The organism is Acidobacteriota bacterium (assembly GCA_016712445.1).
In the GTDB taxonomy this organism is placed as follows: domain Bacteria; phylum Pseudomonadota; class Alphaproteobacteria; order Caulobacterales; family Hyphomonadaceae; genus Hyphomonas.
Genome location: JADJRB010000001.1, coordinates 259,009 through 282,949, shown reverse-complemented (window position 1 = coordinate 282,949; position 23,941 = coordinate 259,009). Strand labels below are relative to the sequence as shown.

Annotated in this window: 25 protein-coding genes; all 25 read left to right on the top strand. The window is 68.5% G+C overall.

The window, feature by feature from the left end; genetic code table 11:
- Nucleotides 1-83: 83 nt before the first annotated feature.
- The 25 genes from IPK75_01410 (at nt 84) to IPK75_01290 (ending at nt 23,936) form a co-directional block, all read left to right on the top strand.
- On the top strand, nt 84-431 hold the full coding sequence (locus tag IPK75_01410; GenBank protein MBK8196996.1) for a hypothetical protein: 348 nt from the start codon (nt 84-86) through the stop codon (nt 429-431).
- Nucleotides 431-1,144: a hypothetical protein gene (locus IPK75_01405; protein ID MBK8196995.1), complete on the top strand. Its 714-nt coding sequence runs from the start codon at nt 431-433 to the stop codon at nt 1,142-1,144. Before IPK75_01410 ends, IPK75_01405 begins: the two co-directional genes overlap by 1 nt.
- 52 nt (nt 1,145-1,196) lie before the next feature.
- Nucleotides 1,197-2,144 (top strand): hypothetical protein, encoded by a 948-nt coding sequence (locus IPK75_01400; protein ID MBK8196994.1) that lies wholly within the window; start codon nt 1,197-1,199, stop codon nt 2,142-2,144.
- Nucleotides 2,145-2,278: 134 nt separating this feature from the next.
- Nucleotides 2,279-2,833, top strand: coding sequence for a hypothetical protein (locus tag IPK75_01395; GenBank protein ID MBK8196993.1), 555 nt, complete (start codon nt 2,279-2,281; stop codon nt 2,831-2,833).
- Between the two features lie 90 nt (nt 2,834-2,923).
- On the top strand, nt 2,924-3,424 hold the full coding sequence (locus IPK75_01390) for a phage terminase small subunit P27 family (protein ID MBK8196992.1): 501 nt from the start codon (nt 2,924-2,926) through the stop codon (nt 3,422-3,424).
- On the top strand, nt 3,399-5,105 hold the full coding sequence (locus IPK75_01385) for a terminase large subunit (protein MBK8196991.1): 1,707 nt from the start codon (nt 3,399-3,401) through the stop codon (nt 5,103-5,105). Before IPK75_01390 ends, IPK75_01385 begins: the two co-directional genes overlap by 26 nt.
- 1 nt (nt 5,106) lies before the next feature.
- Complete coding sequence (locus IPK75_01380) at nt 5,107-6,342, top strand: phage portal protein (GenBank protein ID MBK8196990.1); 1,236 nt, start codon at nt 5,107-5,109, stop codon at nt 6,340-6,342.
- Complete coding sequence (locus IPK75_01375; GenBank protein ID MBK8196989.1) at nt 6,323-7,036, top strand: HK97 family phage prohead protease; 714 nt, start codon at nt 6,323-6,325, stop codon at nt 7,034-7,036. The genes IPK75_01380 and IPK75_01375 overlap by 20 nt, the downstream gene beginning before the upstream one ends.
- A gap of 39 nt (nt 7,037-7,075) precedes the next feature.
- A complete protein-coding gene (locus tag IPK75_01370) occupies nt 7,076-8,389 on the top strand; it encodes a phage major capsid protein (protein ID MBK8196988.1) in 1,314 nt (437 codons plus the stop codon).
- A 73-nt stretch (nt 8,390-8,462) separates the two neighbouring features.
- The gene (locus IPK75_01365) at nt 8,463-8,909 is read left to right on the top strand and encodes a hypothetical protein (protein MBK8196987.1); all 447 of its coding nucleotides are present in this window, start codon (nt 8,463-8,465) and stop codon (nt 8,907-8,909) included.
- The gene (locus IPK75_01360) at nt 8,909-9,592 is read left to right on the top strand and encodes a phage head-tail connector protein (GenBank protein ID MBK8196986.1); all 684 of its coding nucleotides are present in this window, start codon (nt 8,909-8,911) and stop codon (nt 9,590-9,592) included. Before IPK75_01365 ends, IPK75_01360 begins: the two co-directional genes overlap by 1 nt.
- Nucleotides 9,593-9,599: 7 nt before the next feature.
- Complete coding sequence (locus IPK75_01355) at nt 9,600-9,785, top strand: hypothetical protein (protein MBK8196985.1); 186 nt, start codon at nt 9,600-9,602, stop codon at nt 9,783-9,785.
- Nucleotides 9,782-10,135, top strand: a complete 354-nt coding sequence (locus IPK75_01350) for a head-tail adaptor protein (protein ID MBK8196984.1) — start codon at nt 9,782-9,784, stop codon at nt 10,133-10,135. Before IPK75_01355 ends, IPK75_01350 begins: the two co-directional genes overlap by 4 nt.
- Nucleotides 10,119-10,559, top strand: coding sequence for a hypothetical protein (locus IPK75_01345; protein ID MBK8196983.1), 441 nt, complete (start codon nt 10,119-10,121; stop codon nt 10,557-10,559). The genes IPK75_01350 and IPK75_01345 overlap by 17 nt, the downstream gene beginning before the upstream one ends.
- Nucleotides 10,556-10,984, top strand: coding sequence for a DUF3168 domain-containing protein (locus IPK75_01340; GenBank protein ID MBK8196982.1), 429 nt, complete (start codon nt 10,556-10,558; stop codon nt 10,982-10,984). The genes IPK75_01345 and IPK75_01340 overlap by 4 nt, the downstream gene beginning before the upstream one ends.
- A gap of 27 nt (nt 10,985-11,011) precedes the next feature.
- On the top strand, nt 11,012-11,500 hold the full coding sequence (locus IPK75_01335) for a hypothetical protein (GenBank protein ID MBK8196981.1): 489 nt from the start codon (nt 11,012-11,014) through the stop codon (nt 11,498-11,500).
- Nucleotides 11,500-11,988 carry a gene transfer agent family protein gene (locus IPK75_01330; GenBank protein MBK8196980.1) on the top strand — a complete coding sequence of 163 codons (489 nt, stop codon included), beginning with the start codon at nt 11,500-11,502 and terminating at the stop codon, nt 11,986-11,988. The genes IPK75_01335 and IPK75_01330 overlap by 1 nt, the downstream gene beginning before the upstream one ends.
- A gap of 116 nt (nt 11,989-12,104) precedes the next feature.
- Complete coding sequence (locus IPK75_01325) at nt 12,105-15,101, top strand: tape measure protein (protein ID MBK8196979.1); 2,997 nt, start codon at nt 12,105-12,107, stop codon at nt 15,099-15,101.
- Nucleotides 15,098-15,595: a DUF1833 family protein gene (locus IPK75_01320; GenBank protein ID MBK8196978.1), complete on the top strand. Its 498-nt coding sequence runs from the start codon at nt 15,098-15,100 to the stop codon at nt 15,593-15,595. Before IPK75_01325 ends, IPK75_01320 begins: the two co-directional genes overlap by 4 nt.
- Nucleotides 15,592-15,981, top strand: a complete 390-nt coding sequence (locus IPK75_01315; protein ID MBK8196977.1) for a hypothetical protein — start codon at nt 15,592-15,594, stop codon at nt 15,979-15,981. The genes IPK75_01320 and IPK75_01315 overlap by 4 nt, the downstream gene beginning before the upstream one ends.
- Before the next feature lie 156 nt (nt 15,982-16,137).
- Nucleotides 16,138-18,309 (top strand): hypothetical protein, encoded by a 2,172-nt coding sequence (locus IPK75_01310; protein ID MBK8196976.1) that lies wholly within the window; start codon nt 16,138-16,140, stop codon nt 18,307-18,309.
- On the top strand, nt 18,306-18,791 hold the full coding sequence (locus tag IPK75_01305) for a hypothetical protein (GenBank protein ID MBK8196975.1): 486 nt from the start codon (nt 18,306-18,308) through the stop codon (nt 18,789-18,791). The genes IPK75_01310 and IPK75_01305 overlap by 4 nt, the downstream gene beginning before the upstream one ends.
- Nucleotides 18,791-20,230 carry a putative Ig domain-containing protein gene (locus IPK75_01300; GenBank protein ID MBK8196974.1) on the top strand — a complete coding sequence of 480 codons (1,440 nt, stop codon included), beginning with the start codon at nt 18,791-18,793 and terminating at the stop codon, nt 20,228-20,230. Before IPK75_01305 ends, IPK75_01300 begins: the two co-directional genes overlap by 1 nt.
- A gap of 60 nt (nt 20,231-20,290) precedes the next feature.
- Nucleotides 20,291-23,398: a hypothetical protein gene (locus IPK75_01295; protein MBK8196973.1), complete on the top strand. Its 3,108-nt coding sequence runs from the start codon at nt 20,291-20,293 to the stop codon at nt 23,396-23,398.
- Complete coding sequence (locus IPK75_01290) at nt 23,388-23,936, top strand: TIGR02594 family protein (GenBank protein MBK8196972.1); 549 nt, start codon at nt 23,388-23,390, stop codon at nt 23,934-23,936. Before IPK75_01295 ends, IPK75_01290 begins: the two co-directional genes overlap by 11 nt.
- The last annotated feature ends 5 nt before the right edge of the window (nt 23,937-23,941 follow it).

Sequence of the window (23,941 nt, the reverse complement as noted above, 5' to 3'; positions counted from 1 at the left end):
TGAGCTGATTTTCCACCCTGTCCACCCTTGCCGGAGCCCTGCGCGGGCGCCGGACGCTTTGCCATGCCCGAAAGGCCCGTTTCATGAGCTTTGAACTCGGAGAAGCCCTGCGCCGGTGCGCCCTGGAATCCGGCGGGCGGCGCGACCTGCTCGAGGCGCTGGCCACCTATGCCGACGACGAGACGGGGCTCGCCACGGTCTCGCAGCTCTCCCTGGCGCTGCACGCCGGCGTCACCGAACGCCACGCGCGCCGCATCCTCGCCGCCCTGGTGGCCGATCCGCGTCTCGAGGGGCTCGTGCGGCAAATCTCGAAGCCCTCGGGCGCGGCCGGGCGGCCGTCTACCGGCTGCGGCTGGAACGGGTCGAGCCGCTGGCCGCGGCCGTCAAGATCGCCCAGAGGGCCTGCCATGCGGGCGCAGCGAAGGCGCTGATGGCGGCCGGGCTCGTCGGCGGGGCGCTTTCACCGCACAACATGCGCCGCGTGTTCGGCTGCCTGCGCAGCCTCTGCCGCGACGAGGGCCACGGGCCCGCTGCGGCCGCCATCGCCGCCCAGGAGGCCCTCTTCGAGGCGGTGCTGGCCGCTGAGGCTCCAGACCGGCTCGCGGACGGCGAAAAGCTGCCCTTCGGCGACCTCGCACCGCGCCCGGCCTTGCCCGATCGGGCCTGTGGAAAGCCTGTGAAAAGCGCGCCCGAAAACCCGGACATTTTGTCCCAAAACCCGGACATTTTGTCCTCCCCCCATAATAAGGATTCTTCCCCCTCAAGGATTACCCCCTTCGCGCGCGAGACGGCGAGCGCAGCGCCTGTGGAGAGCGCCGAGGCGGTTCAGGGGGAGCCTGGGGCAGGCCCAGCGCTGTTTTCGGCGTCCACGGCGCCCGGCGGGCTGCTGATCGATCCCGAGACCGTGCTCGGCCATGTCGAGGGCGGCCGGGAGGCTTGCCGAGCCTTTGTGGCGGCGTTCCGGCATCGGCCGGCCCGCGTGACGCCGGACGGCGTGCTGGCGATCCGGGCGCGCTCCGAGCGCGAGGCATTTGCGCTCTGCCGGGACTGGCTGGCGCCGCTGACCGCCTGGGCGGCCGAAAGCGGCCTTTCGGGGGTCGTTTTCGAGGCGGCTGCGGGCTCTGAGGCCACGGGGCCGCCCTGAGCGGTGCTTGCGCCCGATTTTCCCGATTTTCCGCCAGAGGTGACCCCGAAACATGCCCCGCGCCCGCCCCAGACCGACCCTGACCCTCGCCCTCTCGCCGCAGCGCCAAAGCGCCCTTGCGGCCCACGTCCGGCAGGCCGAAAGCCGCGCCAAGGCCGCCCGGGAGCGCCGCGAGGGCGCGCCGCCGCCCGCTCCGGTGCCTGCCGCGAAAAGCGGCCAGAAACCCCCCGCGCGGCGCCGCCGCAAGCCGCTGGTCGAGACGCTGCCCCTGCGCCTCGCCCGCCTGAGCGCGCAGCGCGGCGAAGCCCTCGGCGCGGGCGCCTATGACCTCGTCGCCACGCTCGACGCCCAGCTCGCGGAAACACGCCAGCGCTACCGACTCGCCCTGGCGCGCGCCAATGCCCGGGCAGACAAGCTGGAACGGCGCGGGCGCGGCAAATCCCGCGACCGGTTCGCCGAGCTGGTCAGCGGCTCGTCGGTCCTGCTGCCGGTGCACCTCGAGATCGCCGATGCGCTGCGCGACGCGGTCCAGCTCGTCGGCATGGCGGGCGGCACGCCCGGCGCGCGCTCTGGCCAGGCCGGAGACGGCAAGGGCAACATGCGCACCGTCGAGGGCCTCACCGGCCTGATCGAACTCGGCGAGGAGTTCTGGGGCACGCTCGGCACCCCTGCAGCGGGCAGCCCGGGCGGCTATTCGGGCCGCAAGACGATTCGCAGGGTTTGCAAGGCCTCCGATGGCGGCGCGGCGCAGGCGGCTGATTCGGTGCGCCGGGCGCGGCGTCTGGTGGCCGATTTCGCCGATGGCTGCAGGGATTCTGCGGGAATTCATCCGTGGGCGGTGGAAGTGGCGGTGAGGGTGATTCTGCTCAACCAGACCCTTTCGAGGGCCGTCACGGCCTGCGGCGCCATACGGCTTTCAGAGGGCCGAATTATCGCTCAAAACGTAATGGTTACAGGGCTTGAGGCGGTGGCGCCGAAGCTCGGCATCCTTGTGGATTGATTGGGGTCGCTTGACTTGGGACTCGAAAAGTCTGTTCTTTCGCCACGTTGCAGAGCTGTGTCCGCTGGCTTCCTCGGCGCCGGGCCGGGCCTCAACGGTACCGGCTCTGCACACCTCGCCCACACCCTGAAGCCTTGGCAGCGCTGGTCTCGGCGCGCTCGCAACTGCCAGCCGGACGGCGCTGCCACTTTGTCAGGGGACGGATGATGGCCAGCAGGCCGCCCATTCTGAAGCCGGGGCGTGTCTCCGGCGCTTCCCGCCTCGATCCGGCCAGCTATGGCGAGCGCTCGGCGCTTGACCATGACCAGCGCGGCTCGGCGGCCAGCCGCGGTTACGGCACCCGCTGGCGGGCCGCGCGCAAGACGGTCCTTGGCCGGGAGCCGCTGTGCCGGCCGTCGCTGAAGCTCGAGGGCCGGACGGTGGCCGCCGACACGCTCGACCACTGGTATCCGCACTGCAATCTGAGCTGGCTGTTCTGGCGCAAGGATCTCTGGGTACCGATGGCCAGGACCTGGCATGACGGCCCGAAGCAGGAACTCGAAGATCGGGGCGAGCTGGCGCTTGACGCGGCCGCGCTCGAGCTGGGCCTGCCGGTGCTGAGCGCGGTCGAGCCGGTGCGCATCTGGGAGTGGCGCACCGCATTCGCGGAGGCCCGGAAAGCGGGCTTTCGGGCCCGCTGGGGGGGGTAAAAAACCGTGGGGCCCCCTGTTCCAGGACCCGCGGCCCAGTCAACTTTTACGCCCGGGGTAATTTCCGGGAGATTTTTTTTTGGAGTCGGCATGTCTGACGCTGACGACACTGAGACCGAGACCCCGGACGAGGCGCCTGCAGAGGCGCTGGACGGGTCGATTCCGGAGGAGCTTTGCCCGGCTTCGCGGGCTGTTTGGGCGCATCTGGCCCCCGATCTCGTCAAGATGGGGCGGGTTAAGCGCACAGACCGGCAGGCTCTGACCCGGTATTGCGACCTGGTGGCCGAATACTGGGCCATGAGCAACCAGATCCGCGCGGAAGGCTCGACGATCCTCGTTCCGACGATCGCCAAGGACGGCGACGGCAAGGCGGGCGCCATGTGGCGGCGCCATCCGTTGCTCGCCGAGCGCCGCGCCCTGGCCGGCGCGCTCAAGGATCTCGAGGACCGGTTCGGCATGTCGCCTCTGGCGCGCGCCAACCTGACGCTGAAGCTGCTCGGCCGCTCCGGCGGCGACGGCGACCTGTTCAATGCTCCGGGGGCGGACGGAAACGAGGCCGGCGACGATGCCGACCCCGCCCGGTTCAACTAGGTTCCGGCTTGCAGCGCCCGATGATCCGGAAGCCGCTGCCTTCGCCCGGCGGGTGTGCGAGCGCCGGCGGCTGAACACGCCGCCGAGGCTCTGGGGCTACCGCGACCAGGCGGACGCGCTCTGGATCTTCGATCCCTACGAAGGCAACCGCGCCGTCCGCTGGATCGAGACCTTCTGCCGCCACCGCAAGGGCGAGTGGGCGGGCAAACCTTTGAAGCTCGCGCCCTGGCAGCGCCGGATTATCCGGCAGCTGTTCGGCTGGTTCGGCGCGGACGGTCTGCGCAAGCACCGCACCGCCTGGATCGAGGTGCCTCGCAAGAACGGCAAGTCGACGCTCGCCTCGGCGATCGCCCTGTTCCTGATGGTGGGCGACAACGAGCCGGCGGCGGAGATCTACTCGATCGCGGGCAGCGAGAAGCAGGCCAAGCTCGTCTACAACGACGCGGTCGCGATGGTCGGCAAGCACCCGAAGCTGGCCGCGATCATCGAGACCACGAAGCGCGGCATGGCCCACGAGGCCAGCGATTCCAGTTTCGTGCCGCTCGGCAAGGGCAGCCAGCACGGGCTCAACCCGCACGGCGTGATCGGCGACGAGGTCCACGAGTGGAAGGGCCGCGACCAGTACGAGGCGATGACGACCGCCCAGGGCACGCGGCGCCAGCCGCTTTCGGTGTTCATCACGACCGCTGGGCATGACCTGGCGAGCCTCTGCGGCGAGCTGCACCTGACCGCCCTGCAGGCGCGCCAGGGACTGCTCTACCGGCCGGACCTGTATGTCCGGATCTTCGCCGCTGCGGCGAACGACAACTGGGAGGACGAGGCGACCTGGGCGAAGGCCAATCCCGGCCTGAAGCACGGCGCGCCGAAGCTCTCCGCGCTGCGCGAGGCCTACCGGAAGGCGAAGCAGTCGAAGGCCGAGGAAAACAGCTTCAAGCGGCTGAACCTCAATATCTGGACCGACAGTGTCACGGCCTGGATCGGCCAGCAGGACTGGAACGACCGGAAGCATCCGATCGACTGGCACAAGCTGGTTGGCGCGCGGTGCTATGCCGGGCTCGATCTCGCGAAGGTGCGCGACCTGTCGGCCCTCGCGCTGCTGTTCCCGCCGGACAACCCGGCGGTGCCTGGCAAATGGGTGCTGGCGCTCAAGTTCTGGTGTCCTGCCGACAACATCCGGGAGCGGACGAAGTCGGACGGCGTCAATTACCAGGCCTGGGCGGACATGGGTCTGATCACGGCCACGCCGGGGGAAGTCACCGACTTCGACCGGGTCGAGGCAGACATCCAGGCGCTGCGCAAACTGTTCGTGATCGAGGGGCTCGGGTTCGATCCCTGGAACACGCAGCAGATGGTGCAGCACTTCATCGATGACGGCCTCCCGTGTTCGGAGGTCCGGCAGAATTTCATGACGCTCGGCCCGCCTACGGCGGAATTCGAACGTCTGGTGATCGGCGACGAGATCGTCCACGGAGGGCATGCGGTCATGAACTGGAACGTCGCCAACACCTGCGTCGATATCGACGCGGGCGGCAATGCGAAGCCCAACAAGGCGAAGTCGGTGCGCCGCATCGACGGTGTGGCCGCGACGCTCAACGCCCTCGCGCTGTCGATGACGGTCGAGGTCGACAAGCCGGAGGACCTCTCCGCGTTCCTGTCCAACCCGATCATCCGGGCGGCCTGACATGGGGCTGTTCGACTTGTGGCGCGGCAAGAAGATCCGGCTCACGGATGGCGGGTTCTGGTCGCAGTTCAGCGGCGGCTCGAGCCATGCGGGCGAGAGCGTCACCGAGCAGAGCGTGCTGCAGATCGGCGCCGCCTATGCCTGCGCCCGCAAGCTGTCGGAGAGCGTCAGCTGCCTGCCGTTCACGATGAACAAGGTGGACCGCTCGACCGGGACCCTCGAGCGAGCCAACGATCACCGGCTTGTCCGCATCCTCGGGGACCAGCCGAACGCCGACCAGCCGGCGCAGCAGTTCTGGGAGCTGGTGATGCTGCAGCTCGTCCTGCGCGGCAATCACTACTCGCTGCAACTGCAGACCGGAGGCAGCCTCGACGCGCTCGAGCCGTTGCCGCCGCATCCGCAGACCTATTGCCGGCGGGACGCGGACGGCGCGCGCGAGTTCGTCGTCACCTGCGGGCCCCGAAAGGGCGTCTATCCGGAGGCGGACGTGTTTTTCATCCCGGGTTTCGGCGAAGACCTCGATTGCGGCCTGCCGGTACTGACGCTCGCCCGTCACACATTCGGACGTCTGCTGGCGCTCGAGCGTCACCAGTCGAACCTGATCCGGAGCGGCGTCCGGCCGTCGATGATCCTGACCACGAAAGAGGGCGCTGTCCTCACCGATGAGCAGCGCGCGCAGGTCAAGAAGAACATCATCGAGCCCTTCACCGGACAAGGTTCGGCGGGCGGCATGATGCTGCTCGAGGGCGGATTCGACGCGAAGACGGTGACGATGACGCCCGCCGACTCGCAGATGCTCGAGCAGTTCAAGTTTGGCGTCGAGGAGATCTGCCGCTGGTTCGGGATGCCGCCCTGGCTGGTCGGCTATACGGGCGCGGCCAGCAACTGGGGCACCGGTCTCGAGCAGCAGTTCCGGGCCTACGGCACGATCACCCTGCAGCCCTATGTCAAGCGCATCCTCGGCGAGGTGCGCCGCCAGCTCATGAGCGCCCAGGAGCGCGCGCGCGGCTATGAGCCCACGATGCCGCTCGAGGCGCTGTATGAGGGCGATTCGAAGACGATGGCGGAAGTCGACGAGCGCTACGTGCGCGGCGGCATCAAGGCGCCAAACGAGGTCCGGGCCCGGATGGGCCTGCCGCCGAAGACGGGCGGGGATGACCTTCGCATGCAGCAACAGATGGTGCCGGTGGCCGGCGCCCAGACCACGGAGCCAGACGATGATCCGCCTGCCGATTGACAAGAACCGTCCGTACGCGAAGCGTTTCGATGGCGCCTGCTACAAGGACTTCGCCTTCGAGATCAAGGCGACCAAGGACGGCGCCGAGTTCGAGGGCTACGGCTCGGTGTTCGGCAATGTCGATTCCTACAACGAGATCGTCGCCCAGGGTGCGTTCACAGATTCGATCAAGGCGATCAAGGCGTCGGGCCGCCCGCTGCCGGTGCTTTGGAACCACAACTCCGATGAGCCGATCGGCAAATACCTCGACCTCGTCGAGGACGACAAGGGCCTGAAGGTGCGCGGCCAGCTCCTCACCGGTTCGGTGAACCGCGCCAAGGAGATCGCGTCGATGATCGAGGCGGGGATCATCTCCGGCCTGTCGATCGGCTACTACGTCAAGGGCTACTCGATCGACGAGGAGACCCGCATCTGGACGCTGACGCAGCTGAAGCTGCGCGAGATTTCGGTCGTGACGTTCCCGGCCAATGACGAGGCCCGCATCGAGACGGTGAAGGCCAAGCTCGCCGCCGGCGGGCAGCTCACAAAACGCGAATTCGAGAAGCTCCTGCGGGATGCAGGGTTCTCAAAAACCGAGGCACTCCGGATCACGCGCGACGGATACTCGGCCTATGCCGGCGAGCGGGATGCCGCCGATCAGACTGCGCTCAACGCCGCGCTCGCGGAACTTCGCGACGCATTCTCAACCCACTGACGGAGACATCCCATGTCGAAGGAACTCAAAGCGGCGTCGATGACGGCGCTCGTGGCGGCCGTGGCCGCAAACCCGCGCCTCTACGGCGAAAAGAAGGAGGGCGAAGGCGGCCCCGGCGATACCGCCGAGCTGGTCAAGTCGATCGGCGACCTTGCCAAGGACTACAAGAAGAACCACGGCGAGATGACCGAGCAGCTCGGCAAACTCACCTCCGGCCTCAATGACACCAAGACCGGCCACGCCAAGCTGAAGGAGGATGTCGATGCCGCCCTCCTGAAGAACAACGAGACCCTGACGGCGCTCGAGGCGAAGCTGACCGAGCTGTCGCAGAAGGTCGGCCGCAAGGGCGGCGGCAATGATCCGTCCCCGGTCAAATCGATCGGCCAGCAGGTCGTCGAGAGCGAGGCCTTCAAGGGCTTCGAAGGCAAGCGCGGCCAGAGCGCCCGGATCAAGGTCGAAGGCGAGATGGGCCTCAAGTCGATCACCTCGGTCGCCGGTTCGGCGGGTCCGCTGATCGATCCGCAGCGCCAGCCTGGCGTTGTCCCTCTCGCTCGCCGCCGGATGACGGTGCGCGGCCTGATCGCCCAGGGCCGGACCAATTCGAACGCGGTCGAGTTCGTGCGCGAGCTGGTCGTCACGAACTCAGCTGCGGTGCAGGCGACGGAGGGCGCTGCGAAGGCCGAATCCGACATCACCTATGAACTGAAGGACGCGAAGGTCGCCACCATCGCGCACTTCATCAAGGTGTCGCGCCAGGCAATGGACGATGCCCCGGGCCTCGCCTCGCAGATCGACTCTCGCCTGCGCTATGGGCTGTCCTACCGTGAGGAGCTGCAGCTTCTGCTCGGTTCCGGTACCGGCGGGAACATCAAGGGACTGGTCACGGCAGCGACCGCATTCGCCAGCCCGATCGCGGCCGGCGCCATCACGGCACCGAACAGCATGGACGTCCTGCGCGTCGCGGCCCTGCAGTCGTCGGTGGCCGAGTACCAGGCGTCCGGCTTCGTGCTCAACCCGATCGACTGGACGGTGATCGAGCTGACCAAGGACGGCGAGAACCGCTACATCATCGGTTATCCCGCCGGCGAGCTGGGCCCGACGCTGTGGGGCCTGCCGGTCGTGGCGACGAATGCCATGACGGCCAACAACTACCTGACCGGCGCATTCGACCAGGCCGCCCAGATCTTCGACCGCGACGATCCGGAAGTCATGCTCTCGACCGAAGACGCCGACAACTTCACCAAGAACATGGTGACCGTGCTGGCCGAAGAGCGTCTCGCGCTCGCGATCTACCGCGAGACCGCGCTGATCACCGGCACGCTGAGCGGTGGCATCACGGCCCTGACGCCCTGATCGGCCTGACCCTCTGGCAGGGGCGGCTTCGGCCGCCCCGCCTTCCTGATCCCCAACCCTGAAGGAACCGGCCATGAGCCAGAAACTGATGAAGACGCTGGTCGCGACCCGGCCGGTCTATCTCGGCACCGACGTCTACACGACGGGCCAGCCCTACATTGCGCGCTCGGAAGGCGAGGCGAAGGAAATGCTCGGCGAGCCAAGCTGGAAGGCGGCGACGAAGGCTGACCTTGCCGCCTGGTCGAAGCGGCTGAGCGTCGATCCTGCGATCGCCTACCTGCGCTCGCGTCCGGCCATCACCGAGACCGAGTATGACGAACATCCTGACGACGCCGAGAAGGCGAAGGCTGCAGCCCGGGACCAAGCCGCACGCGCGGCCGAGGAGGCGCGCCAGGCCGCCGCTGCCCAGAAAGCCGCTGACGCGGCGCGAGCGGCTGCCGGCGGCGCGTCGGCCAAGGTTGAGGGCGACAGCCAGGCCGGGCCCTCTGACGTCAAGGGCAATCCTGGCGGCGTCGGCTGATGCGACCCGCTGCGCTGCAGTCCCTCCGCCTGACGAAGCCGGCCGAGCCGCTCGTCCCGCTGGCTGATCTCAAGAAGCATCTTGAGGTCGAGCATGGCGAGGACGACGCCTATATCGGCTCGCTGGCGGAGGCGGCTGAAGCGCACCTGACCGGGACCGACACGCCCTGGCAGCGCGTCTGGGTCAATTCGCGCTGGCGCGACTACTGGCCTGACTTCACGCGCCGCCCCTTGCTGCGCCTCGCGCCGGTGATCGGGCTGCACCGCATTACCTATCTCGATCCGGACGGGACCGAGATGCTGATCAAGCCCGCGGCCTATGACCTGATCCGCGAGGCCTCGGGCGTGCGCGTGCACTTCCTCGACAGCTATGAGCTGCCCTCCGAGGTGGCGACGCGGCCGGACGCCGTTCGCGTCGACTATGAGGCAGGCTACGGCCCGGAGGCCAGCGACGTGCCCGCCTCGGTGCGCCACGCGGTCAAGCTGCTGGCCGGCCACTGGTACCGCAACCGGGAGGAGGTCGTCGTCAGCCAGGCGCGCGCGCAGAGCCTGCCGATGGGCGTCGAGGCGCTGATGGCGCCGCTGCGCCGCTATGGCGTCGAGGCCTGGGACAACATGCCTTGCGGCGCGAGCCTCGGCAGCGGCGTGACCGCGGTCGCCGGGCCGCTCGTCATCGTCGATTGAGGCGGCCATGTCAGACCGGATTGTCCGGGCACGGACGCTGCGCGCCTGCACCTATCGATCGCCGGACGGCACCTGGCACCGCGATTATCCGGCAGACTGGGAAGGGCCGATGAAGCGCGCCCATTTCGACCAGCTCGAGGCGAAAGGCGAGGCCTCGCGCGTCACACCTGAAACGGCCGGAGATCCGCAATGAGCTGGGCCGGGCGCCTGCGCCACCGCGTGCAGATCCTGAAGCGTGACACGCCGGCAGGACGTGGCCGCGGCGCCTGGATGGCCGGCGCCTCGCGCCGCTGCGAGATCCGGTACCTGAAGGGCGAGGAGGCTGTGCGCGAGCGCGCCGAGGGCCGGGTGATCGCGGAGATCACCATGCGCGCCGATGCCGAGACCCGGACCTGGGGCGCGGACGCCCGGCTGAAGCAGCTGAACCTCACGGCGCCGCTCTGGGCCGAATTCGACCTCACCGGCGAGCCGGTGATCGACGAGCTCGGCCGCTGGCTGACCTTTACGGCCGTGAAAGGCGCGACCCGTGCTGACGATGAATAATGCGGCGCTGCGCCGCCATGCCCAGAAAATGCGGCGCCTGCCCGACCTCCTGAAGCAGGAGGTCGAGAAGGCGGCCTCCCGCAATGCCAAGCACTTCGCCGAGCAGCTGGAGCGTGCGTATGCGGACGATCCGAAACTGCAGGGCACGGTCAAGGCCTATCCCGTGACTGGCACCTTCGAGACGGTGTGGACCGTGCAGGTCGGCGACAACGAGGCATTCTGGGCGCGCTGGCGCGAATTCGGCACGGCCGCCGGCGACCGGATCTACCGGCGCGGGCCGCGCAAGGGCACAGTGATGAAACACCCGGGCGCCGGCGCGATCCCGACCTATTTCCCGACCTACCGGATCAACGCCCGCAGCTATCGCTCGCGACTGCGCTCCTCGGTCAAGCGCGCGGCACGCAAGCTGGTGGCACAGAAATGACCGATGAGGACAGCGTCGTCGCCGCGATCGTTGCGGCGCTTACCGCCTCGGCTGACGTGATCGCTGCCTTCGGCGGCCGGCCCGTACAGATCCTCGACGCACCGCCCGCGCGCTCGGCGGCGGGCCGCGCGGTCAAGGGCTATCCGGCGGTGATCCTTGCCGGCCACGAAATCGAACCCGGCGAGGATTGCTCGCCCGACCGCCTTCGGGTGGAGATTGACGTCTGGGACCAGGGCGAAAGCCGCAGCCGTTGCCGGGCGATCGGCCGGGCTTGCTGGCTGACGCTCAACCGCGGCCTCGAAGTGCCCGGGCACACCGTCAACTTCATCCGTCCCCAGCGCCTGCGCTCGATCGGGGATCCTGATCCCGGCATCGATCGCAGCCGCCTCGACGTGCTCCTGCACGTCACCGCCCACGCCCCGTAACCTTCCGACCCCTGAAAGGATTCTCGCATGCCCGAGACCGCCTATACCCACGCCAACACGGAGCGTGGCCGCCACTTCGTGCTTTACTTCGGCGAAGACGTTGAAGGCACCGTCACCTGGACGAAGACCTGCATCTTCTCGGAGAGCAAGCAGCTCTCGTTCACGAAGAACATCAACACGACTGCGATCTCGCGCGGCTGCGACACGCCGGGCGCCACCCCGGTCGAGATCAAGGACGTGACTTCGACCGGCATGAGCCTGTCGGGCTCGGGCTTCTATCGTGGCTGGGCCGCGTATGAAGAACTGCGGGCGATGCACGAATCCGTCGAGCCGGTGCTCGTCAAGCTCGAGCACTATGACGCCATCAACGGCGGCGCCCAGGGCGACCTGATCGGCACCGAGATCGGCCCGGCGCATTTCATCCTCAACTCGATCGACATGCCCACCGACGCCCCGGCCGCGCTCAACGCGACGCTCGAGTTTGTCGGCATGACGACGCTGGCTGACGCCGCCTGATGAAGCCGCACAATCCGCTGCTGCCCGTCCAGGTCGGCGGGCAGCGGCATGTCCTGGCGCTGCGGCTCGGCGAGCTGCAGCGCCTCGAGGCCGAGACCGATACGCCGCTCGAGCGGCTGTTCTGGACCGTGAGCGGCGGCGACGGAAAGATCCCGCAGCTGCAGGCGATATTGCGGCTCGGACTGACCGGCGGCGGGATGACCGAAGCTGAGGCCGAGGCAACCGTTTCCGGCTGGCTGGAAGGTGAGAGCCTTGTCGAGCTGCGGGTCGTCGCCTCCGGTGTGATGTCGCACGCGCTGCGGCGCGCGAGCCCTGACGAGGTGGACTTCGACGCCCTGGGAAAGGTGACGGGGGAGGACGGCCAGTCTGGCGGACACTCCCCGGCGGCTTCTTCAACTGGGCCGAATACTTCGGAAACGGCGCCGCCCTCGGGTGGCCGCCGCAGACGGTCAAAGCCCTCTCCCTCTGGGAGTACGACTGCGCCCTGATCGGGCACGCTGCCGCGCACCGGCCGCCGGAAGGCGGCAAGGCGGGCGGCGCTTCGCTCGGCGGCTTCTCGCAAGACGAGGCCGCCGCCCTTCTGGACCTGCACGGATTGTAAGACATGGGCGACGAGGATCTCGAGCGCATCCGCACGATCTTTGCGGCCGACATCTCGCGCTTCGAGCGCGCGATGGTCACCTATGCCAACCGCACGGAGAACGCCGCCCGCAAGGCGGAGCGCGCGTTCTCCGATGCGAACAAGAAGATCGCCGCCTCGACCGATGCGATGGCGCGCGACGTGCGCCGGGCCGTGGTCGGCATCGCGGTCGCAGTCGCCGGCCGGGAGATCCTTCAGTACGAGGAGCAATGGCGCAACACGGTCAACACGCTGAAGCAATACTCGGCGGTGCTGGGCGATGCGAAGGCCTCGGCCGCTGACCTCAACGTCATCGCCGGAGAGGCGGCGGTGCCGCTCGCCTCGCTCGGCAACCTGACGGGCGCCGCTGCCCGGTCGGCAAAGGATCTCGGCAAGAGCCGGAAGGATGTCCTGCAATTCGTCGAGAGCGTCTCGAAGGGCGCGCAGATCGCCAACAACGGCGCGGCGGCTGTGTCGGGCGCGATCACGCAGCTCTCCCAGGCCATCGCGAGCCCGCGCGTCCAGCTCGGCGAGTTCAACTCGATCGTCGAGGGCACGCCGCGCCTGGCGCAGGCCTTTGCGGAGGGCATCGACAAGGCGGGCGGTTCGGTCGCAAAGCTGCGCCAGCTGATCGCGGCCGGCGACATCTCGGGCAACGAGCTGTTCTCCGGACTGCTGTCGCAGACGGGCAAGCTGCGCACCGAGTTCGACGGCATGACGACCGGCGTGACCGAGGCGTTCATCCGCCTGCAGAACAAGCTGATCGAGTTCGTCGGATCGAACGAAGGTGTGCAGAATTCCGTGCAGGCTTTGTCGCGATTTATCGAAGGTGCAGCCGACAATCTCGACACTTTCGCCAATGCGGCCGTCGTGGCCGCAGCGGTGCTTGGTGGCGCGCTCGCAGGACAGGCGCTCCTCGCCACCGTCTCCGGATTTGCGTCAATCACAAAAGGCGCGACTGCCGCCACTGCCGCGATGCGTCTGTTCGGCATCACTGCAGGCGTTTTCGGTGGGCCGATTCCGCTCCTCATCGGCGTGATCGCGGGTGCATACGTACTGCTTGCGCAACAGGTCGTTGCGGCTGACGCCGCTATCGAGCGTTCCCAGAAGTCGGCCGAAGGTGCAGCAGGCGCCCTCGATATACTCCAGGCGTACGTGAGCCGCGCGGATTTCAAGCCGATGGCGGATGGCGCGAAGGCTGCCGGCGAAGAGGTAGGTATCCTCGCGACCGCGATGCGCGATCTTGCGGAAGCAATGAACGACGCGACTATCGCGAAGTTTGTCGCCGACATGTCGACGGTCAATTCGGAAGTCGCAGAACAGATTGAGGTTGTTCAACAGCTTGAGGCGGAGCTTCGGGCTGTCGAGGAACGCCGCAACCGTGCCGCCGCCCTCACGCCCAGCGGCGGCGCCAGTTCCGACGGCTCGCTGTCGCGCACCGCTCGCCGTCTCAATGATGAGCTCGACATCGCGCGCGAGCGTCTTTCGAAGCTGAACGGCCAGCAGATCCAGCTGAGTTTTCGTCTAGTAGGTGCAGGCGGTGGTCGCGACATCCTCGAGAAGGTTTTGGCAGGCGATGTCAGGGGAGCGGCAAGCCTTCTACGCGAGCGACTTGTGGCGATCGGGGCAGAAGTCGCTGACAGCGAAGCTGAGGTCACTGTCGACAACACGAAAGTGAAGGCGGCAGAGCAGGTGCTCGACCAGCTGGCCAGCGCCTACACGGCCACCTTCACGACCGAGCGCGAGCAGCTCGCCGCGCTGCGCGACGAGCGCCTCGCGGCGATCGAGCTGGTCGCCAAGTCCGAAGCTGACCGGGCAGCGCAGCGCAAGCAGGCGCTCGACCTCTATGCCCAGGCGGTGGAGGAGCTCGAGGTCGAAGAATTCAAGGCCTTCACCGAGGGGCTCAACCGCGAAAGCGAGCGCGAGCGCGCGAAGAAGGAGCAGCTCGAAGGCGAGAAGGCCTACGTCCGGGATGTCATTGACGCCCGCGACCAGATGTTCGGCCGCATTCAGCAGATCGCCGAGCGCGACTACCAACTCGAGCGCGAACGCATCAACCGCGAGATCGAAGACCAAACGCTCAAACAGGAAGCGCTGGCCGCCCTCGAGGAGGAATACGGCGAACGCCGGCGTCTCGCACGCGACGAGCTGCTTACACTCGGCGACCCCGAGAACGCGCTCGAGACCGAGATCGCCCGAATCCGGCGCGCCGAGGAGGCGAAGCTGGCGGCGCTGAAGGACGGGCTCGCGGCCGGGCTCATCGTCGAGGAGGAGTTCCAGGCGGAGCGCAAGCAGCTCGAGGACTCGACCAACGCGGCCATCCTCGATGCGCGGCGCAGCGCCGCCTCGGCGCAACTGAACGCCTATGAAGGCCTGTTCGCGAATGTCGGCGAGCTGTTCAAGCAGCTCGGCGGCGAGCAGTCGAAAGCCGCCCGCGTAGCTCTGGCGATCAGCAAGGCTTTCGCGATTGCGGATTCGGCCATCAAGATATCGCAGGCAACGGCCCAGGTGTTCGGCGATCCGACCAAGATCACGCTCGAACAGAAGATCGCTTCGGCCGCCGTCATCGCGGCGCAGGGTGCCTCGATCATCGCGGCGATCACCGGCGCGGGCAAAGGCTTCGCCCAGGGCGGCTATGTGACCGGCCCGGGAGGGCCGCGAAGTGACAGCATCCCGATCCGCGCCTCGAATGGCGAGTTCATCGTCAATGCCGATGCGACGCGCGCCAACCGGCAGCTGCTCGAGGCGATCAACGCCGGCCGGGCGATTCCGCTGGCGCGGCCGCAGGTCTCGGTCGCGGGCGCCCGCGTCACGGTCAACAACAATGCGCCGGGCACGCTGGCGCGCGAGGTGCGCAACTCGGCCGGCGAGGTCGAGATCCTCATCGAAGCGGTTGCAGCCGATATCGCCCGCGGCGGCGGCCGGATCGGCATGGCAATGGAAGGCCGGTACGGCGTCAACCCGGCCTACGGCGCCGGATGACCAGCGAGCCCTCCGCGCGCCAGAAACGCATCTGGACGACCGCGCCGCCGGATGACATCCCGCGCGAGGTGCTGAGCCTCGTGCATTCCGCCTTCACGCGGACGCACCATATCACGACGCAGCGCACCGCCTTCTTCTGCGAGGTGCGGGGCGAGCGGGTCGAGGCGCTGCCGCACGGCTTCGAGGTGAAGCTGCCGGCACTCGACGATTCCGGCCGGTACGAGCTGCAGATCTCGCTGTTCAATTCCGGCCCGGGCTTTGCCCGCGAGTTGGCCGCCGCCGGCGCAACGGCGGAGCCGATCTTCGCTGATTACAACGTGTACGGATCGACCGGCGAGGCGCCGATCCGGCCAGGCCTGCGTTTCGAACTTACCGGGATTGCGGCCCAGGGCCAGACGGTCACCGCAACGGCCACGCTCGGCGATCTCGTCAATGTTCCGTTCCCGGTCGATTTTTACCGGCGCGGCCTTTTCCCAGGGCTCGACCGGATATGAGCACCGCCGCGGTCATCCACGCCCTGCAGGGCGCCGCCTACGTGCCGGTCGGTCGCAACCCTGACGCGCTCGATTGCTGGGGCCTCGTCCTCGAGGCCTGCCGCCGCATGGGCTGGCCGGTGCCGCCGGATCCGATGGAGGCGGCCGCCGGTCCCCGCGCGCGGGCGGCGATATTCGCCCGGCATCTGGACGGGTCCGAATGGCAGCGCTGCGCGCCGGGCGAGGGGTCGATCGGGTTCTCGCCCTCGATGGGCCGCGCGCTGCATGCCGGCATCGTGATCGCGGGCGGCCTGCTCGACACGGCCGAGGGCCGGGGCGTCCGCTGGACGCCGCTGGCGGAGATCAACCTTGCGGACTGGGAGTTTGCCCGTTGGGCCGGATCCTGATTGTCGATGACCTGACGGCGGGCCTGCCGCCGCGCATCGTCCAGCATAGCGGCCCCGTGGAGGCGTGGCTCGCGGAGGCGTGGCCCGAGGGCTTCCCGCGCCCGCCGGCCGCGTTCTGGAACCGCGCGCGCCGGCGACGAGGTGTTCGACCGGTCGATGGGTGCGACCGACGAGCTCGTGCTGGCCTTCGCCCCGCGCGGCGTCGATCCGATCACCTGGGCGATCGTGGCGGCGGCGATTGTCGTGAGCATCGCGGCGACGTTCCTGCTGATGCCGAAGGCGCCCTCGCCGGACGAAGCGGGCAAGGCGGGCAGCGTCTACTCGGTGGGCCTGTCGGCGAACGAGGCGAAGCTGGGCGCCCCCGTACCCCTCTGCTACGGCCGGGTGACGCGCACGCCGGACTATGCGGCCCAGTCCTACCGCTGGTTCGAGGGCAACCAGGAGATCCGCGCCTTCCTGTTGTGCCTCGGCGGCGGCGAGCTGGAGGTCGAGGCTGTCCGCCTGGGCGAGACGCCCGTGGGCGACCTGCCGCCGGGCCTCGTTGAATGGCAGGCGTTCAAGCCTGCGGCGCATGGCGGCCGGCTGGGCGCGATCCCGGCGGTGTTCCCGATCGAGGAGAACGTGTTCACCTCCGGCGACGTGGCGAGCCAGGATCTCGGCGCCCGGATGAAGTTCCAGGGCCGGGCCAGGGCGAGCTTCTCGGGCAGCGTGATCACGTTCGAGGATTCCTCGATCGCGGGCCAGGCGGCAACCGGCGACCAGCTCGTCGTCCGCAAGAGCCCGGCCAATGGCGACTATGTCGTCGCGCAGGTGCAGGGGTCCCGGGTGACGGTGCAGGGCCCGCTGTCGGGCAGCGGGACCGGCGAGTTCGACCTGGCGATCCTGTCGGGCGGGTCGACGATCGTCGGCCCCTTCGTGACCAATCCCGCCGGCACCCGTACCCGGCGCATCGAATTCGATCTCGAATGGCCGGGCGGCCTGTCGCAGCGCGACGAGGAAGGCAAGATCCGGCCCATGACGGTCGACCTGACCGCCACGTTCCAGCCGATCGGCGACGATGGCCAGACCGCCGGCGCAGCCTTCTCGTATGGCTTCACCGAAACTGCCGCGACGGCCACCCCGCAGCGGCGCACCTGGCGGTTGGATGTGCCCGCCGGGCGCTACCGGGTCAGCCTCGAGCGCACCGACCAGCGCGACGTGCGCAACGAGACGGACCGCACCGTCTGGTCGGGCCTCAAGGCCTATCTCGACACCGAGCCGGGCGCGCCTGCCTATGGGGACGTGACGCTGCTGGCGCTGACCGTGCGCGGCGCCGAGGAGCTGTCCCAGACCGCGCAGAGCCGGATCTTCGTCACTACGGAGATGCTGATCCCTAAGCTGGGAACGGGCGAGAAGATGCGCTCGGCGAATCCGGCAGACGTGCTGGCCGATATCATGCTGCGGCGTTCCGGCCGCGCGGCCCTGTCGATCGAGGGCGTGCATGAGGAAGGACTTGCCGCGTGGCGTGAGGGGCTCGAAGGCCGCTCCGGCTTCAACGGCGTCTTCGACACGCGCCAGACGCTCTGGGCGGCCCTGCAGGCCGTGGCCCGGCGCGGGCGCGCCGATCCCGTGATGCGGGGCGGCCGCCTCGGCGTCGCGGTCGACGGCCCGAAACCGGTGCGGCGCGGCCTCGTAACCGCCGACGCGGTGATCGCCAACTCGCTGAAGATCCAGTGGGCCTTCCGGCGCCAGGGCGATCCGGACGGCGTCGAGATCGAGTACCGCGACCCGGAGACGTTCGCCGAGCGCCAGGTGCGCTGGCCGGAAAGCGCGCTGTTTCCGCGCACGGTCAAGCCGCTCGGGCTGACCGACGCGGCAGAGGCGGTCGAGGAGGCGAAGTACCTCTGGGACGATCTCAACCGGCGCAACATGGAGGTCACGTTCCAGACGACCGATGCGGCAAACCTGTTCGGCCGGTTCGACCGGATCGGCCTTGCCCATCCGATGTTCGACTGGGGCCGCTCGGTGCGGCTCGTGCGGGCGGACGGCCTGCGCCTGCTGGTGTCCGGCCCGGTGCCGGAGGGGCCGGTGTTCGTGGTCATCCGCACGCCGGAGGGCGAGGTCAGCGACATGCTGCCGGCGACCGGCCTGCCGGGCCGGGTGCTGCAGTTTGCCGAGGCGCTGCCGGTCGCGCTGACCGGGGATGACGCCGGCGTGCCCAGCCTGATCGCGGTATCCACGCCGGACGCCGCAATCATCGACCTGACGGTGCGCAAGGTCTCGCCCACCGGGCGGGCCTTCTCCGTGACCGCTGCCAACTACGTCGCCGATCTCGGGGAGGGCGCATGACGAGGCTGACCTGGCCGCGCGCCCTGCCGCGCCCGATCTTCCAGTCGCAGACCCTGACGCCGGACTTCGGCGTCGAGGCCTTCGAGATGGACACCGGCTGGCAGGAGGAGCGCCGGCGCTTCGACCATGTGCCGGGCGTCTACACGTTCGCGCTGCGCCTCTCGGCACTCGAGCAGGACATCCTGACAGCCTTTGCCCAGAAAGTGACGGGCAGCGTCTTCGAGGCGGACCTCTGGCTGCCCGGCATGAGCCGCGACGGTTGCCGCACTTTTGCCTGCCGGTTCGCTTCGCTCGCCCAGGCCAGCGAGATCACGACCGGGCGCTGGCGCTGGAATGTCAGCCTGCGGATCGAAGCGATCGAGCCCGAGGACTTCGACACGCTCGCCTTCCTCGCCGAGTACGGCGAAGGCGCGCTCGCGGCGGTCAACCTCTTTGACCTGCTCGTCAATGAAACCATCCCGGCCAACATGGGAGCCGCCTGATGCCCGCACCGACCGCCCAGCAACTGATCGATGCCGGCACCGATGTCGACACCCTCGGCAAGGTGATCAACGAGCCCGCCGATTTCGGCGGCGACGGCACGGTCACGACGCGGCGCGGCGGGCCGGTCAAGACGCTCGCCTGGTATCTCGCCGCGCTTGACGTGCACCGCCTCGCGGCGGCCGCCCTGGTCGAGGATCTCGAAGGGCAAGGGGCCGATATCGCGGCCATCGCCGCAGGCCTCGCGTCCGGCCAGCCGCTCGACCTGATCGCGGCAAACCTTGCCGACCTGATCGCGGCCTCCGGCCTCTATCCGACGCCGCTCGGCGATCATGACGCGCTCGAGGGGACGGTGATCACCGACCCGCGTGTGACGGTGCTGTTCGACGACGAGCGCTACCGGCCGCGCGTCCTGCCGCATACGATCCTGGCCACCTTCGACGCGGAGGACTTCTACCTCATGGCCTCGCAGGGCTCGGCTTCGGCCTATGTGCTCGCCGAGCTGCGCCGCCTTGCCACCTATCACCCGCCCGTTGCGCCGGCCTTCGGCGTCGACCGGTCCTATGCTTTCGAGGCAGGCTCGAGCGGCACGATCGTCGACCTCAACACGCTGGTCACGGATCCGGATTCGCCGGCCGAGAACCGCACCTTCGAGGCGCTCGATGCGTTGCCGACCGGCGTGACACTGACCGGCGCGATCCTCGCGCGCGCGGCTCCGCCGATCCAGGCGCCGGCAACCGTCACCTTCCGCGTCACCGACGAGAGCGGGCTCGCCGACACGGTCGAGATCACCCTGCACAGCTATGACCCGCTGTCGCCGCCCACGACGCCGCCGAGCTGGGTCGCGCTGCCGGTCTGGAATGTCGTCCAGGGCGCCGGCGTCGGCTTCCTGCACGCCCGCAGTTTCATCCTGGCGGGCACGACACCGGCCTATGCCCTCACGATCACCGCAACCGGTGTGCCCCCGGGCCTGTCGGTCAGCGACGGCGTGCTGTCGGGCGTGCCCACGACGGCGGGCAACTACACCATCACCTGGACCGCGACCGACGCCTTCGGCGCGGCGGTGCAGGCCCTGCAGACGGTCAACGTCTCGGCCGGCGCCGCGCCTGTCTGGTCGTCGATCCCGGCGATCACCATGACGCTTGGCCAGACCCTGCCGCCGGTGCGCTACGCCCAGTATGTCAACGGCGGCGCCTTCAGCTTCTCCGGCCTGACCATCGGGGTCACCGGCCAGCCGGGCGGCACGGCGCTGTCGAGCGGCGAGCTGCGCGGCGTGCCTTCGGCCATCGGCGTCTATGACGTGACCGTCACGGCGACGAACCCGTCCGGTGTTTCCTCGCAGGTCCAGCACCGCGTCACCGTCAACCCGGCTGTCTCGGGCGGCGGCGGCGGTGGCCCGGGCGGCGGCGGCCCGGGCGGCGGCGACATCAACCCGTTCTGACGCGGGCCGCGCCGGCCGCCGGCGTCCGCGTCCCTTCCTTCACCTCAAAGGAGCCCTGACATGGCTTATGCTGTGCGCACGTCCGCTATTGCGGCGTTGTCTGATGCTGCGACAAAGGTCCAGCCCGAGATCCTGCCGGAGTTCGGGGCGCCCGATTCGATCGAGACGCTGCGCGAGCGCCTCGAGGATCTCTGGGAGCGGTCGGCGATCCTGATCGCGAATGCGCAGGCGACCGAGTACCGCTATCCCGAGCGATTCCTCTGGGAGACGCTCGAAGGGCTCAACCTGTTCGACATGTCGCACGGCATCTCGCTGCCGGTCGCGCCGGCTGTCGGCCACCTGCACGGCGACTATTCGCAGCCGGACATCCCGCTGCGGCCGCTCGTCTGGAACGGCGAGGAATGGGTCAGCTATCTCGAGGACATCCAGCCGGGCGGCTCGATGCTCGACGTGATCCTGGCGCCGTTCATCGTCAATGGCGGCGTCGTCAACGCCGGCAACCAGGAACTGGTTGACGGCTTGCGCACCGAACTCCGGGACGGCGTGGCAGACGCGCGCAACACGCTCAAGAAGCTGTCCGACGCCATCGATGCCATCGCCATCGACACCGACAATCTGGCGATGACCGGCGTGCCGACCGCGCCAACGGCCGCGCCCGGCACCGACACCACGCAGGTCGCGACCACCGCCTTCGCCAAGCTGGCGGCGGACACGGCCGGCGCTGCCGCAGCGGCGGCCTCGGTGCCTCTGACGCAGAAGGGCGCGGCGAGCGGCGTCGCCAGCCTTGACGGTTCGGGCAAGGTGCCGGCCGGCCAGCTGCCGTCCTATGTCGACGATGTGATCGAGGCGGCGAACTTCGCGGCGCTGCCCGGCACTGGCGAGACCGGCAAGATCTACGTCACGATCGACAACGGCAAGGCGTTCCGCTGGTCGGGCTCGGCCTATGTCGAGATCGTCGCATCGCCGGGCTCGACCGACGCGCTGGCCGAAGGTGCGACCAACAAGTATTTCACCGACGCGCGGGCGCAGGCGGCGCTGACCACGCAGCTCGCCGGAAAGCTCGCAACGTCGCTCAAGGGCGCGGCCAACGGCCTTGCTGAACTCGATAGCGGCGGCAAGGTGCCTGAGGCGCAGCTGCCCGCGCCGGCGCTGATCAACATGCCGTTCGAAGGCGAGCGCAGCCTCGAGTACTTCGGCATGACCTCGGGCGAATCCGCGCTGAACCTGTCGCGCCTCGAAGACGCCGTCGCCTATGGCAAGCCGCTCTGCGCCGAGCCGGGCAAGACCTATCCCTGGGAAGGGCGGATCATCACACCGTCCGGCGGCTTCCGGCTCAAGGGCAACGGCGCGACCCTGAAGCCGTTCTACACGGCGGCCAGCGAAGACACGGCCGGGACGCGCTACGCCATCCGTTCGAATGTCGGCACGTTCGGCACCACCTACGGCGTCAGCTACACGGCCGGCACGCGGCAGGCGGTGGTTGACGCGACCCCGAGCGACCTCGCGGTCGGAGACACGTTCGCCCTGTTCTCCGACACCTATAACGGCAGCTGGCCCATCTGCTACCGGACGATCACCGCGATCTCCGGCACGACGCTGACGTTCGACAAGGCGATCGTCTGGGACATGCGGATGAACCAGGCGTTCGATCCGGCGGACCCGACCAACGGCGCCGGCCTGACCGGTGTGGTGACGGGCCGGAAGATCCCGTTCGGCGGGCAGCTCGTACTTACGGATGCGATCCTCGACCTCTCGGGCATTGCGGACGGGACGGGCGAGGCGGACGGCTTCCTGCGGATGCTGTCGTATGACAGCGTCGAACTCGAGCGCCTGATCCTGAAAGGCCTCAACATCAATCCGACGAGTACGGATTACCTGCTCAACGCGGACTATTGCCGCGAAGTGCGGCTGCGGTCGATCCGGGCGCCGAACGCACGCAAGAACGGCTCGTTCATTTCGGCGTCGCGCGCGCAGTTCTTCCTCGCCGAAGACATCCAGTGGAGCGGCCGCGGCTTCGGGCTCGCGCCGGTCAACTGTGACAACGTCTTCATCAACGACATCGTCGCCGCAGGCGATCAGGGCAACCCGCTCGGCGGACCGGATGTCTCGGTGCGTGCGGTCCGGCCGATCGGCTGCCTGCGCGGCTTCCTCGGCAATATCCAGATCACCGATTACGATTCCGGCGTGAAGCTCGAAGACTGCGCGAACTTCATCACGATGGGGCTGGAGACTGAGCGCGTGCGCGTCAGCTGGAGCGTGTCGAGCCAGAACCCCGGCTGGCGCGACGGCGGCCATCACCTCAACGCCTTCAACTTCAAGGACTACCGGGCCTACGGAATCAGCATCGGTGGCTCGGGCACGGGCGGCGGCAAGGTCCGAGACTGCATGATCTCGAACGGCTCGATCGAGACGAGCGACGCCGGCGCGTCCGAGGCGATCATCCAGTGGGGCTCGATCGCGCACTTCAAGAACGTGGCGCTCCCGCAATGGCCGTCGGGCAAGGCGCCCTTCGCCACGGTCACCGTCGACGGCATCCTGTCGCGCGGCACGCTGTCGAATTTCGACGCCAACGCGAAGATCACGACCGGCCGCCTCGGCATCAAGATCATCTCGACGCATGTCGACTTCCTGGTCGATCCGGACACCGTGCGTTGCAATGCACCGGGCGGGATGTTCAACGAAGCGCCGCAGCTGGTGAAGCAGAAGTTCCTGCCGCTGGAATACACGGTCTATTCGAACCATGTGAAGCAGGCCCACACCGGCGACACGACCGAGACCGCCCTCCGGTCGATCACGATCCCCGGAGGGGCGATGGGCCCCAACGGATACGTCGATCTCGAAGTCGCCTTGTCGTGGACTTCGAGCGCCAACAACAAGGTCTTCAGGATTCGCAATGGCAGCATGGCGGGCGGCGCGCCGATGTCGTCCACGGTCACGACCAACGTGTCGCGCACCTGGCGGGGGCGCATCCGCAACCGCAACAGCCAGTCATCGCAGATCAGCCCGGCCAACCTCGCCAGCGGCGTCGGCGACGGATCATCTGCACACGTCCTGACGAGCGTCGATACGTCGGCCGACTGGACGATCTACATCACCGGCACGTTGGCCAACACGGGCGAGGAGGTGGCGGTCGAATCCGTCACCGCAAAGGTCTGCTATGTCCCGTGACCTGCCCGCCGCTTATGCCTGGCTTGCCCGCGAGGGCGCGCCGCGCATGCTGCTCGAGGGCCTCGCGACGTTCGGCACGCTCGAAGGTCCGGGCACGGAAGATAACCCGGTCATCATGGGCTGGGCGCGCGAAGTCGCCGTCCCGGCCATCGCGGACGCCTTCACGTCTGACGCCGTGCCCTGGTGCGGACTCTGGATGGCCGTCGTCGCGAAGCGCGCCGGCAAGCCGGTGAATGCGAACGCGCTATGGGCCCGCAGCTGGCTGCGCTGGGGCGAGAAGACGCCGGGCGATCCGCAGCTTGGCGACGTGCTCGTGTTCCGGCGCGGCCAAACCTCCGGCCATGTCGGCCTGTATGTCGGCGAGGATGCGGCCGCCTTCCATGTCCTCGGCGGCAACCAGGGCGACGCCGTCTCGATCGTCCGTCTCGACCGCGACCGGCTGCTCGGCGCCCGCCGGCACTTTGCCATCGGTGCGCCCGCCAACGTGCGCCGCGTGATCCTGAAACCTACCGGCGGGCTGTCCGCCAATGAAGCCTGAAAGGA